The following is a 12942-nucleotide window of genomic DNA, read 5'->3' on the forward strand; positions in this document are numbered from 1 at the left end:
GACGGCCGGAAAAGGCCGTGGGGGGAGCTTGAAATGGGGACGGTCCTAGATTCAGTCGGCAAGCTGATTGCCGCGTACCTCTCCAAGGAGGTGCCGGGCTACGAGCCGTTCACGCCGAGCGACCCGGAACATCTGCGCGGCGTCATCGAACCCGGCGACGTGCTGCTGGTCGAGGGCAACAACCGCATCTCCGGCATCATCAAATATCTGACGCAGTCGACCTGGTCGCATGCCGCGCTCTATGTCGGGCCGGTCGAGGGCGCCGAGGAGCCCGACGGCGAGCCGCATGTGCTGATCGAGGCCAATATCGGCGAGGGCGTCACCTCGGCGCCGCTGTCGAAATATTTCCCGTACCACACCCGCCTCTGCCGCCCGGTCGGGCTGTCCTATGAGGATCGCACCACGGTCTGCCGCTATGCGATCAACCGCATCGGCTTCGGCTACGATACCAAGAACATCGTCGACCTCATGCGTTACCTGTTCCCACTGCCGATACCGCAGCGTTGGCGGCGGCGCATGATCGCAATCGGCTCGGGCGACCCGACCAAGATCATCTGCTCGGCGCTGATCGCGCAGGCCTTCGATGCGGTGCGCTATCCGATCCTGCCGAAGATCACCAAGGCCGGCAGCCGCGCCGCCCGCCGCGAGATCCTGCACATCCGCGATTCCTCGCTCTACATGCCCCGCGACTTCGACATCTCGCCCTATTTCGAAGTCGTCAAACCCACCATCGTGCACGGGTTCGACTACACAGCCTTGCACTGGGCCGACAAGCAGAAGCCGCTCGAGGAGGTAGCGGGCTCGTTCGGTGTGTTTCCAGAAACGTTCATGGCGCCGCCGCTCGTTCCTGAAGCGGTTGACCAAGAAGCGCCGGATGAGATTCCGGCTGAGCAAGTGAGTGCGCAGCCTGCGGTGGGCGGATGCGTCCCCGCACACGTCCCGCTGCTGAAGAAGCTCGCAATGTACCGCCCGAGGCGGCGTGGTCGCGCGCGCGAGAAAGCGGCGTAGCCCCGCTATCGTCGCTTGCGAAAGCAGGGACGACGGCAGTGAGCATGGCGAGATCTCGCCTCCACAGCCGTCTTGCGAGCGCAGCGAAGCAATCCAGAATCCCTCCGCGGAGGCCGTCTGGATTGCTTCGTCGCATCAGCGCAAAATTGCTACGCAATCTTGTCGCGACCTTCTCGCAATGGCTGCGGAATATTGCCCTACCGCTCCGCCCGTCCGATCACCGCCATCAGCTCCGCGATCTTCGCGCGCTGATCGGCCTTGTCGCCGCTCGCGATCGCGTGCTCGACGCAATGGGCGACGTGGTCCTTCAGGATTTCCTCCTCGACCCGACGCAGCGCGGCACGCACCGCCGAGATCTGCGTCACGATGTCGATGCAGTAGCGGTCTTCCTCTACCATTTTCGAGAGGCCGCGAACCTGACCTTCGATCCGGCCGAGCCGTTTTCCGACAGATGCCTTGATGTCCTTGCGCATGAGGTCTATATACCCCTACCGGGTACGGGTAGCAAGACCACGGACAGGGGCCGGAGCAGGGAAATGAACAACAACGAGCACGAGCATCGTCACGACGCGGAAACGCAGTCCGGATGCGGCTGTTCCTCGAAAGCTGCACCGCCGGCGGCGAAGCCTGCGGGCTCCTCGTGCTGCGGCGGCCACGGCGATCATTCCGGCCATGGCCATCATCACACCCATGACCACGGTGACGCCTTGACCAAGGTCAAGGACCCGGTCTGCGGGATGACGGTCGATCCCGCGACCTCGAAGCATCGCTTTGAACATCAGGGCGAGACTTTCCATTTCTGCTCGGCCGGCTGCCGCACCAAGTTCGCCGCCGATCCCGCCAAATATCTCGCCAAGGAGAAGGCACCTGAGCCCGAGATGCCGGCGGGCACGATCTACACCTGTCCGATGCATCCGGAGATCCGCCAGGTCGGACCCGGCAGCTGCCCGATCTGCGGCATGGCGCTGGAGCCCGAGGTGGCGAGCCTGGAGACCGGGCCCAATCCGGAGCTCGCCGACATGACGCGGCGATTCTGGATCGGCGGCGCGCTGGCGCTGCCGGCGGTGGTGCTGGAGATGGGCGGCCACCTCGCCGGCCCGCACAACTGGATCGACCCGACGCTGTCGAACTGGATCCAGCTCGTCTTCGCGACGCCCGTGGTGCTGTGGGCCGGCTGGCCGTTCTTCGTTCGCGGCTGGCAGTCGCTGCTGACGCGCAATCTCAACATGTTCACGCTGATCGCGATGGGCACCGGGGTTGCCTATGTCTACAGCCTCGCCGGCACGCTCATGCCGCAGGCCTTCCCTGATACGTTCCGCGGCCATGAAGGCGCGGTCGCGGTCTATTTCGAGGCGGCGGCCGTCATCACCGTGTTGGTCCTGCTCGGCCAAGTGCTGGAGCTGCGGGCTCGCGACGCGACCTCTGGCGCGATCAAGGCGCTGCTGCAGCTGGCCCCGAAGACCGCGCGCCGCGTTGACGACACCGGCAGCGAGCATGAGGTCGAGATCGACACGCTTCATGCCGGCGATCGCTTGCGCGTTCGCCCCGGCGAGAAGGTGCCGGTCGACGGCATCATCCTGGAGGGGCGTTCCTCGCTCGACGAATCCCTCGTCACGGGCGAATCCATGCCTGTCACCAAGGAAGCCGGCGCAAAGGTCATCGCGGGTACGCTGAACCAGTCGGGCAGCTTCATCATGCGCGCCGACAAGGTCGGACGCGAGACGCTGCTGTCGCAGATCGTGCAAATGGTCGCTGATGCGCAGCGCTCGCGCGCGCCGATCCAGCGTCTGGCCGATCAGGTCGCGGGCTGGTTCGTGCCGACCGTCATCGTCGTTGCCCTCGCCGCCTTCGCTGCCTGGGCCTGGTTCGGCCCGGAGCCGCGGCTGGCCTTCGGTCTCGTCGCCGCCGTCAGCGTGCTGATCATCGCCTGCCCGTGCGCGCTGGGTCTCGCGACCCCGATGTCGATCATGGTCGGCGTCGGCCGCGGCGCGCAAGCGGGCGTGCTGATCAAGAACGCCGAGGCGCTGGAGCGGATGGAGAAGATCGACACGCTGGTGGTCGACAAGACGGGCACGTTGACCGAAGGCAAGCCCAAGGTGGTCGCGATCGTGCCCGCATCCGGTTTTGCGGAAGACGACATCCTCCGGCTTGCGGCCAGTGTCGAACGCGCCAGCGAGCATCCCCTGGCCGACGCCATCGTGCGCGCCGCCAAGGAGAAGCAGCTCGCTCTCGGCCAGGTCGAGCATTTCGACTCGCCGACCGGCAAGGGCGCGACCGGCAAGGCCGAGGGCAAGACGATCGTGCTCGGCAATGCCAAATATCTGACCTCGATCGGCATCGACACCACGGCGCTCGACGCTGAAGCCGAACGGCTGCGTGGCGACGGCGCCACTGTGATCAACATGGCCGTCGACGGCCTCCTCGCCGGCCTGTTCGCGATCGCCGATCCGGTCAAGGCCTCGACCCCGGAGGCGCTGAAGGCGTTAGCTGCCGAAGGCATCAAGGTGATCATGCTGACCGGCGATAACCGCACCACGGCTGAGGCCGTGGCGCGCCGGCTCGGCATCGCCGATGTCGAGGCCGAGGTGCTGCCGGATCAGAAGAGCGCGGTGGTGACCAAGCTGCAAAAGGCCGGCCGCATCGTCGCGATGGCCGGCGACGGCGTCAACGATGCGCCGGCGCTGGCCGCCGCCGAAGTCGGCATCGCCATGGGCACCGGCACCGATGTCGCAATGGAGAGCGCCGGCGTGACCTTGCTCAAGGGCGATCTCATCGGCATCGTCCGCGCGCGAAAGCTGTCGCAGGCGACCATGAGCAACATCCGCCAGAACCTGTTCTTCGCCTTCATCTACAACGCCGCCGGCATTCCGATCGCGGCCGGCATCCTCTATCCCACATTCGGCGTGCTGCTCTCGCCGATCATCGCGGCGGCGGCGATGGCGCTGTCCTCGGTGAGCGTGGTCGGGAATGCCTTGCGGCTGCGGGCGACGCAGCTGTGAGGGAGGCCAAATCCGTGTAAAACAGCCATTCGGCGATATGGGCGGAGAGGACCCGATGCAGCGAATTACGATCACGATCGAGGACGATCTCCTGGCGGAGATCGACGCGGCGGCGGAAGCACGCGGCTACCAGAACCGCTCCGAGATCATCCGCGACCTCGCCCGCGCCGGGCTTCAGCAGTCCACCGAGGACACCGCGCAGACCGGGCAATGCGTCGCCGGCCTCGTCTATGTCTACGACCACGCCGCGCGCGATCTGTCGAAACGACTGGTGCAGGAATTCCACGGCCACCACGATCTCGCGCTGGCGACCCTGCACGTCCACCTCGACGACGACAATTGCATGGAGATGACGGCGCTGCGCGGCTCGGCCGACGAGGTCAAGCATTTCGCCGACCACATCATCGCAGAGCGCGGCGTGCGCTACGGGCGCGTGGTGATGATCCCGACGGGGGACGGCAAGCCGGCGAAGGCGCGGAAGCACGGGCACCGGCACGGGTAGGCTACTCTAGGCGCGCGTAGCGGATCTTACCCTCCCCTGGAGGGCAGGGCTATCGCATGTGACCGATAAGGCTGAGAAGGAATTCGTCTTCCCAGCCTGCTCGTTTGACCTTCTGTCGCATGGAGATGCGGGCGGGGTGGGCTCGAATGAGATTGATTGCAGCTCGCCGCAAGATCGCGAAGTTCTCGGGGCCGTTGTTTTTTCTGGTTCGGCAAGCGTCTTCGCCAAAGACGACATCGAGCACCCAGTGCAACTGATTCTCGATGCTCCAATGGCCTCGGACGACCTGCAACAATCGTCTTGCGGGCAGGTATTTGGACAACAAGTAATATCGCACGGACGGCTTGCCGGCGGGTTTGCCATGCAGTCGTCGGCGCGAAGTGATGCGAGCCACGGCCGCCACTCCGGGAAAGCGGTTTGTCGTACCCAGACTGATGTTGCGCATGACGGTGGCGCGCCGGGATTCGCATCGATCGTGCGTGCTCGGCTCGCGTCGTTGAGCCACGCTGCGCTTGCCCGAGCGGGCAAAGCAGCGCTCGACCTCCGCGAACAGTTTGCTTTGATTTTCCTTGAGAGCCAGCACGTAGTGGGCGCCACGCTCGAGCACCTTCTTGGCGAAGGGACGATTGCAATGCAGGGCGTCGGCAGTGACGATGCAGCCTTCGAGCGAAAGCATTTGCAGCACATCCAGGGCACCTTGGGCCTCGTTGCGGCCTGGCGCCTTGCATGCAGCCAGGGCCATGCGGGCTTCGGTCGCAAAGACATTGACCATGTGCAGTGGCGTGGCGCTGCGACCGCGTTCGTAGGCTCCTCGAACAGCTTTGCCATCGACTGCCACCACGCCGGTGAGCTTGATCCCGTTGGCCTCTGCGAATGCTGCCATAAAGCTTCGGAAGGCTTGTTCGAAAGCCCCCGGATCGAGCGCGTTGAAGACCCGGCTGAACGTATCGTGACTGGGGATTCCGTGCTCCAACCGAAGGAATTGCCGCAACAGCTTTTCCTTGGACGACGCGAACACCTCCATATCCGTCGCGCCCTGTCCTCCGCACAACACCGTTGCCAGCGCGATGACGATGAGATCCAGCAGGTCGTGCAGTGCGTTGGGTGCACGCGGATCGGGCAACGTACTGAAGATACTGCGAATCTTGCGCATAGGACCCCCACGCCGAATCGGGAGTCCTCTTCAGAATCCATATCGCTGGACCGCGCAATACCACCCTCAAAACCACATGCGATTCCCCTGCCCTGGAGGGGGAGGGTCGCTGTGCATGCAGCGAAGCGAAATGCGCAGCGGGGTGGGGTGATCTCTCCACGCGAAACACTGCCCGAGTGGAGAGATCACCCCACCCCGCTCGCGCTACGCGCGATCGACCCTCCCCCTCCAGGGGAGGGTAAGAGAGCCTCAATCAAACAAGCTCGGCGTGTGGTTCACCAGCGCGCCTTCGATCTCCAGCATCTTCAGCTTGGTCACCACGCCGCCGTTCGCGGAAAAGCCGCCGGGCTTGTTGCCGGCCCCGAGCACGCGGTGGCAGGGCACGACGATCGGGCACGGGTTGCGGCCGAGCGCCTGGCCGACATCGCGCGACAGCTGGACGCCGCCGAGCTGCTTGGCGATGTCGCCGTAGGTGATGGTCTTGCCCGGCGGAATCGCGCGGGCGATCGCGTAGACGCCGCGGTTGAACTCGGGCACGCCGTCGAGATCGAGCTCGATATCGGTGAGGTCATCAGGCTCGCCCGCGAGCAGCTTTGTCATGCGGTCAATCGCGTGCTGCACCTCAGGGGTGGGTTCGGCCTCGGTGGCCTCGGTGTGGCGCTGGCTGATGCGGGTGCGGATTTTCTCTTCGCCACCCATCGGCAATTGCGTGCCGTTGATGCCGCGCGGCCCCCAGGCGATGCCGCAAAGGCCGATCCTGGTGTCGAACAGGGCAAAATGCTGGTCGGTCATAGCGTGTTTCCCGCTTGCGTCCTTGTCGCATGCCCCCAATGTGATCTCGGCCGCAATCTAGGCTTGGAAATAGTTGCGATCCACCCGGTTTCCGGGAATCTTGCACAGGAGTTCCGCCTCCCCCTTATTGCGAGCCTTGAATGCAAAGCCTCCACGTCAACGGTTACGACATGCCCTATCTCGACGTGGGCGAAGACCGGGGCCGGCCGCCGCTGGTCTGCGTGCACGGCTCCCTCAACGACTTCCGTGTCTGGGGCTGCGTGCTCGGCCCGCTGTCGCAGCGGCATCGGGTGGTCGCCGTCAGCCTTCGGCACTTCTTTCCGGAGAGATGGGACGGGGTCGGCAACACCTATTCGATTGCGCAGCACGTCCAGGACGTCATCGCCTTCATCGACAAGCTCGACCTCGGCCCCGTCGACCTGATGGGCCATTCCCGCGGCGGGCACGTCTGTTTTCGCGTCGCGCAAGCGCGCCCCGATCTGCTGCGCCGGCTGGTCCTGGCCGAGCCCGGCGGCGAGCTCGATGCCAGCCTCGATCCCGATTATGTCGGCGGCCCCTCGCCGCTCTTGGCGCGCTTCACCGCCTCGGCCGAGAAGATCGCGGCCGGCGACGTCGAGGGCGGGCTCGCCGTCTTCGTCGACACGCTGGAAGGCGCCGGCACCTGGCCGCGGCTGCCGGCGATGGTGAAGCAGAACCTGCGCGACAACGCCATGACGCTGATCGGCCAGGTCCGCGATAACCGTCCGCCGTTCTCGAAGGCGGATGCGGAGGCGATCAAGATGCCGACGCTGTTCATCCTGGGCGCGCGGACCAAGGGCCTCTTGCCGAAGGTGCTGCATGCGCTCGCTGCGCATGTGCCCTACTCGAAGACCGCTGTGATCCCGAACGCGACGCATCCGATGTTCGAGCAGGCGCCGCAGAAATACTCCGAAGTCGTCCTGGATTTTCTGGCGAGCTGACCAATGCAAAGCTTTCGCGTCAACGGTTACGACATGGCCTATCTCGAAGTCGGAGAGGGCCATCCGCTGGTCTGCGTGCACGGCACGCTCGGCGATTTCCGCACCTGGTATGCGGTGCTCGGTCCTCTGTCGAAGAGCCATCGCGTGATCTCGGTCAGCCTGCGGCATTTCTTTCCCGAGCATTGGGACGCCGTCGGCGACGACTACAAGATGGCGCAGCACGTCTCGGATGTGATCGCCTTTCTCGAACAGATCCAGCCCGCGCCCGTCGACCTGATGGGTCATTCGCGCGGCGGCCACATCGCCTTTCGCGTGGCGCAGGCGCGGCCCGAGCTGTTGCGGAAACTGGTGCTGGCCGAACCCGGCGGCGATCTCGACGCATCCCTGCCGGTGCCCGAAGGCACCCCCGCGCATCCGCCGCTCGCCGCGCGCACGGCGCGCTCGGTCGAGATGATCCGCGCCGGCGACCTCGAAGGCGCGCTGCAGAATTTCTACGAGGGCATCGAGGGCGACGGCTCCTGGCGGCGCGTGCCCGCGGCGGCCAAGCAGCAACTGCGCGACAACGCGCTGACCTTCCTCGGCCAGATCAACGAGCAGCGCAGGCCTTACACGCTCAGCGACGCGCAGGCGATCCGGACGCCGACGCTGCTGATCGGCGGCGGAGCCACCACGGGCAGCCTGTCGGTGATGTGGCGCGTGCTCGCCGAGCATATCGCGGGAGCCAAGACGGCGGTGATCCCGAATGCCGGCCACTGGATGTTCGAGCAGGACCCGCTTGAGTTCGGCGAGGTGGTGCACAGGTTCCTGGCGAAGTAGCCACCCTCTGGTGGTGCTGGGGGCTGAACCAATTTTCGCGAAAACAACCCCATGCACAGTAGAAAGGCCCAGCGAAATCATTGACTTACCGGACCTGAAAAGGCCTCTCGCTCCACCCTCGGATACCGCTTGACGCGGCCTGCATCCGAAGCGTAGCGTCGAATACGGAATTCCGTATTCCCATTTATCTCTTCGGAGCTGCCGGCGTGATCCCTCTCGACCCGCTTCCGAATCTGATCGACCAGGTCTATGCGCGAATCCTGGAAGCGATCTCCGACCGCACGCTCCAGCCCGGGCAGCGCATCCGGCAGAACGAACTCGCCGACAGGCTCGGCGTCTCGCGCCAGCCGGTGTCGCACGCGCTGCATCTGTTGCACCGGCAGGGTCTCGTCGCCGAGAGCGGCAAGCGCGGCTTCGAGGTCACCCAGCTCGATCCCGCACGCATCCGCCAGCTCTACGAGGTGCGCGGCGCGATCGATGCGCTGGCCGCACGGCTTGCCGCGGAGCGCGCCGCAAGCGACGCCGCAGGACGCGCGCGGCTCGACGCGGCGCTGACCGCCGGCGGCCACATCGACCGCACGACCACGCTGGCCGAGCTCATCGCGCTCGATGTCGATTTCCACCGCGCGATCTATCAGCTCGCCGGCAATCCCGCGATCGAGGAGACCATTGCGCCGCAATGGCCGCATATGCGGCGCTCGATGGCGACGGTGCTGTCGGAGCTCGACTACCGCAGCAGCGCCTGGGCCGAGCATGCCGATATCGCCGCGCACATTCTTGCTGGCAACGCGAAGGCCGCCGAACGCACTGCATTGGCGCACGCGCAGACGGCGGGACGGATGACAGAGGAGAGATTGAGGGCGACGGAGGCGGCGGCGTAACGCGCCGTCATTCCGGGGCGCGCCACTTCGCGCGAGCCCGGAATCCATCGTGCGACAGAGACTGCGGAGAAATGGATTCCGGGCTCGATGCTGCGCATCGCCCCGGAATGACAACAAAAATCAAACAGGAGGACGACCCATGAAACTGTCCCAGGAGCAATTGGAGTTCTTCCACCGCGAGGGCTGGCTGTTCCTGCCCGAGCTGTTCACCCTGGAGGAGGTCGACCTGCTCGCGCGCGAGGCGGTCGGCATCTACGACGCCAACCGGCCGGAGGTCTGGCGCGAGAAGAGCGGCGCGCCGCGCACGGCCTTTGCCGCGCATCTCTACAACGAGGCGTTCGGCATCCTCGGCGCACATCCGCGCATGATCGACCCGGTCGAGCAGGTGTTCGGCGAGCCGGTCTACATGCACCAGTTCAAGATCAACGCGAAATCGGCCTTCACCGGCGACGTCTGGCAGTGGCACCAGGATTACGGCACCTGGAAGCGCGACGACGGCATGCCGGAGCCGCGGGCGATGAACATCGCGATCTTCCTCGACGAGGTGATGCCGATCAACGGCCCCCTGATGCTGGTGCCGCGCAGCCAGAACGCGGGCGATCTCGAAGCCTCGCACGACCTCGCCACCACATCCTATCCGCTATGGACCTTGGACGAGGCCACCGTGACGCGCCTCGTCGCGCAGGGCGGCCTCGTCGCGCCGACCGGCAAGCCCGGCGGCATGCTGATGTTCCACGGCAATCTGGTGCACGGCTCGAGCGGTAACATCACGCCCTACCCGCGCAAGATCGTATATCTGACGCTGAACGCGGTCTCGAACTACATTCGCAACCCCACGCGGCCGGAGTACATCGCCCACCGCGACTTTGCGCCGATCAAGACCGTGGACGACGACGCGCTGCTGCGGCTTGCGCGTGCGCCAAGGCAGGCGGCGGAGTAAACAGGTCTCGTGCCCCGGACGCAGCGCAGCGTCTCTTCGACGATGCGCTGCAGAGCCGGGACCCACGTCCCACGGATAGCTTTTCTTTGGGTCCCGGCTCTGCGGAGCAGCACTACGTGCTGCACCGCGTCCGGGACACAATCATGACCAGGACATTCCACCATGAACCTCTTCCGCCTCCTCCAGGCCCGTGCGGCCGCCGGCAGACCGGTCCGTGTCGCATTGATCGGCGCCGGCAAATTCGGCTCGATGTTCCTGGCGCAGGTGCCGCACACGCCGGGGCTGGAGGTGCCCATCATCGTCGACATCGACCGCGAGCGCGCGCGCGAGGCGTGCCGCACGGTCGGCTGGAGCGCCGAGCACATCGCCGCGACGGTCTTCACCGATGACGGCGCGCGCGCCATTGCCGGCGGCGCGATGGACGTGGTGGTGGAGGCGACCGGGAATCCCGCCGTGGGGATCAGGCACGCGCGCGCCGCAATCGCCGCGGGCAAGCATATCGTGATGGTGAATGTCGAAGCCGACGTGCTGGCAGGACCGCTGCTCGCCGAGGAAGCGCGCAAAGCCGGCGTGGTCTATTCGCTGGCCTATGGCGACCAGCCGGCGCTGACCGCCGAGATGGTCGACTGGGCGCGCGCAACGGGATTCCGCGTCGTCGCGGCCGGCAAGGGCACGAAATATCTGCCGGCCTATCACGACGTGACGCCCGACGGCGTCTGGCAGCATTACGGCCTGACCGCGGGCGAAGCCCAGTCGGCCGGCATGAATCCGCAGATGTTCAACTCGTTTCTCGACGGCACCAAATCGGCGATCGAAATGGCCGCGATCGCCAATGCCTGCGCGCTCGACGTGCCCGCGGACGGCCTGCTGTTCCCGCCTTGCGGCGTCGACGATCTGCCGCACATCATGCGGCCGCGTTCGCATGGGGGCGTGCTGGAGCGGCCGGGCGTGGTCGAGGTGGTGTCCTCGCTCGAACGCGACGGACGGCCCGTATTCCGCGACCTGCGCTGGGGTGTATATGTCGTGCTGGAGGCGCCGAACGATTACGCCGCCGACTGCTTCAGACAATACGGCCTGAAGACCGACGGCAGCGGACGCTATGCTGCGATGTACAAGCCCTACCATCTGATCGGGCTGGAGCTGAACATCTCGGTGCTGTCGGCCGCACTGCGGGGCGAACCCACCGGCCAGGCCGGCGGCTTCCGCGGCGACGTCGCGGCGGTCGCCAAGCGCAATCTGCGCGCGGGCGAGATGCTGGACGGCGAAGGCGGCTACACGGTGTGGGGCAAGCTGGTACCGGCCGCCGCGAGCCTGAAGGCCGGCGCGCTGCCGATTGGCCTCGCTCACCGCGTGAAGCTGAAGCATGACGTCGTGCACGGCGCGGTGGTGCGCTGGAGCGACGTCGAGTTCGACGCCGGCAATGAGACGGTGAAGACGCGGAAAGCCATGGAGGCTACGTTCGCAGCGCAGCATTGAACGAGCGGCGATAGCGCAACCAAAGTGCGCTTGATTTGCCATCTCCCTTTGGTCCATCCTTCCCCCCGATCCGGGAACACAGAATTTCGGACGCCAAGAAAAGTCGGCCACCGGCGAAGACAAAGCGACGACAAGATCGCGATCCCTCGTCGAGGACTGGACATGACAGGGAGGGAATACATGGAACGTCGTAAATTCCTGACGGCGGGCGGGCTGGGCCTCGCCGCGAGTGCCGTTGCCGCCCCGGCCGTTGCACAATCGATGCCCGAGGTGAAATGGCGGTTGGCTGCAAGCTGGCCGAAATCACTCGATACGCTCTATGGCGGCTGCGAATATTTCTGCAAGCGCGTTGCCGAGATCACCGACAATCGTTTCCAGATCCAGCCCTTTGCTGCCGGGGAGCTCGTGCCGGGCCTGCAGGTGCTCGACGCCGTCGCCAACGGCACCGTCGAGATGGGCAACACCGCGCTCTATTACTATTGGGGCAAGAACCCGGCATTCACGTTCGGCACCTCGCTCCCGTTCGGTCTCAACACGCGCCAGCACATTTCCTGGCTGTTGTGGAACGGCGGTCAGGACATGATCAACGACCTCCTGAAGGAGTATAATGCCGTCGGCGTTCCCACAGGCTCGACCGGAGCGCAGATGGGTGGCTGGTTCCGCAAGGAAATCAAGACCGTTGACGATCTCAAGGGCCTGAAATTCCGCGTCGGCGGTTTCGCCGGCACCATCATCGCAAAACTCGGCGGGGTGCCTCAGCAGATCGCCGCCGGCGACATTTATCCTGCGCTGGAGAAGGGCACGATCGACGCGGCCGAATGGGTCGGGCCGTATGACGACGAGAAGCTCGGCTTCGTGAAAGTGGCAAAGTATTACTACTATCCCGGCTGGTGGGAAGGCACCGGCCAAGGCCACAACATCATGAACCTCGACAAGTGGAACGCGCTGCCTAAGCACTATCAGGCGGCCATCAGCGCGGCGTCGCTGGACACCTTCACCTGGGTCACGGGCAAGTACGATTCGGTTAACCCGCCTGCCCTGAAGCGCCTGCTGTCGGTCGGCGCGATCCTCAAGCCTTTCCCCCAAGAGGTGCTCGAGGCCTGTTACGGCGCGGCCAACGAGATCTACGCCGATCTCGCCAAGAGCAATCCGCATTTCGGCAAGATGTATGCGAGCCTGACGGCCTACCGCGCCGACTCGCTGGCCTGGATGCAGGTCGCCGAGCTCAGCTTCGACAGCTTCATGATGCGGATGCGGACAAGGACGTAGCTGCAACGCGCTGCGCAATGCAGAACGACGAAAGCCCCGGAGATGTCTCCGGGGCTTTTGCTTGAGCCAGAAGCTCGTGCCCCGGACGCAGCGCAGCGTCCCTTCGACGGTGCGCTGCAGAGCCGGGGCCCATGCCGCTCCGAATCC

General features: G+C 65.3%; 12 protein-coding genes. 9 read left to right on the forward strand and 3 right to left on the reverse strand.

Annotated elements, in window-relative coordinates:
• Positions 1 to 33 precede the first annotated feature (33 nt).
• Positions 34 to 1008 carry a YiiX/YebB-like N1pC/P60 family cysteine hydrolase gene (locus TSA1_RS19875; RefSeq protein WP_100177830.1) on the forward strand — a complete coding sequence of 325 codons (975 nt, stop codon included), beginning with the start codon at positions 34 to 36 and terminating at the stop codon, positions 1006 to 1008.
• A 197-nt stretch (positions 1009 to 1205) separates the two neighbouring features.
• Here TSA1_RS19875 and TSA1_RS19880 read toward each other — a convergent pair whose 3' ends face one another.
• Positions 1206 to 1481, reverse strand: coding sequence for a metal-sensitive transcriptional regulator (locus TSA1_RS19880; protein ID WP_100177831.1), 276 nt, complete (start codon positions 1479 to 1481; stop codon positions 1206 to 1208).
• A gap of 63 nt (positions 1482 to 1544) precedes the next feature.
• On the opposite strand from TSA1_RS19880, the gene TSA1_RS19885 reads away from it, so the two are divergent.
• Together TSA1_RS19885 and nikR are read left to right on the forward strand one after the other, a co-directional pair.
• Positions 1545 to 4007 (forward strand): heavy metal translocating P-type ATPase, encoded by a 2463-nt coding sequence (locus tag TSA1_RS19885; protein ID WP_100177832.1) that lies wholly within the window; start codon positions 1545 to 1547, stop codon positions 4005 to 4007.
• A gap of 55 nt (positions 4008 to 4062) precedes the next feature.
• Entirely contained in the window at positions 4063 to 4509 is a 447-nt protein-coding gene (nikR, locus tag TSA1_RS19890; protein WP_100181229.1) for a nickel-responsive transcriptional regulator NikR, read from the forward strand.
• 49 nt (positions 4510 to 4558) lie between these two features.
• Here the strand turns inward: nikR and TSA1_RS19895 are convergent, their stop codons facing one another.
• Complete coding sequence (locus tag TSA1_RS19895) at positions 4559 to 5662, reverse strand: ISAs1 family transposase (RefSeq protein ID WP_100175217.1); 1104 nt, start codon at positions 5660 to 5662, stop codon at positions 4559 to 4561.
• A 249-nt stretch (positions 5663 to 5911) separates the two neighbouring features.
• Entirely contained in the window at positions 5912 to 6454 is a 543-nt protein-coding gene (locus TSA1_RS19900) for a methylated-DNA--[protein]-cysteine S-methyltransferase (RefSeq protein ID WP_100177833.1), read from the reverse strand.
• Between the two features lie 140 nt (positions 6455 to 6594).
• Here TSA1_RS19900 and TSA1_RS19905 point away from each other — a divergent pair, with 140 nt between their 5' ends.
• From TSA1_RS19905 to TSA1_RS19930, 6 genes are all read left to right on the forward strand, one after another.
• Positions 6595 to 7413, forward strand: a complete 819-nt coding sequence (locus tag TSA1_RS19905; RefSeq protein ID WP_100177834.1) for an alpha/beta fold hydrolase — start codon at positions 6595 to 6597, stop codon at positions 7411 to 7413.
• Positions 7414 to 7416: 3 nt separating this feature from the next.
• Complete coding sequence (locus tag TSA1_RS19910; protein WP_100177835.1) at positions 7417 to 8229, forward strand: alpha/beta fold hydrolase; 813 nt, start codon at positions 7417 to 7419, stop codon at positions 8227 to 8229.
• 206 nt (positions 8230 to 8435) lie between these two features.
• Positions 8436 to 9110 carry a GntR family transcriptional regulator gene (locus TSA1_RS19915; RefSeq protein WP_100177836.1) on the forward strand — a complete coding sequence of 225 codons (675 nt, stop codon included), beginning with the start codon at positions 8436 to 8438 and terminating at the stop codon, positions 9108 to 9110.
• Between the two features lie 139 nt (positions 9111 to 9249).
• The gene (locus TSA1_RS19920; RefSeq protein WP_100177837.1) at positions 9250 to 10050 is read left to right on the forward strand and encodes a phytanoyl-CoA dioxygenase family protein; all 801 of its coding nucleotides are present in this window, start codon (positions 9250 to 9252) and stop codon (positions 10048 to 10050) included.
• A 162-nt stretch (positions 10051 to 10212) separates the two neighbouring features.
• A complete protein-coding gene (locus TSA1_RS19925; RefSeq protein WP_100177838.1) occupies positions 10213 to 11526 on the forward strand; it encodes an NAD(P)H-dependent oxidoreductase in 1314 nt (437 codons plus the stop codon).
• 180 nt (positions 11527 to 11706) lie between these two features.
• Complete coding sequence (locus tag TSA1_RS19930; RefSeq protein WP_100177839.1) at positions 11707 to 12795, forward strand: TRAP transporter substrate-binding protein; 1089 nt, start codon at positions 11707 to 11709, stop codon at positions 12793 to 12795.
• The last annotated feature ends 147 nt before the right edge of the window (positions 12796 to 12942 follow it).

The organism is Bradyrhizobium nitroreducens, from assembly GCF_002776695.1.
Taxonomy (GTDB): Bacteria; Pseudomonadota; Alphaproteobacteria; order Rhizobiales; family Xanthobacteraceae; genus Bradyrhizobium; species Bradyrhizobium nitroreducens.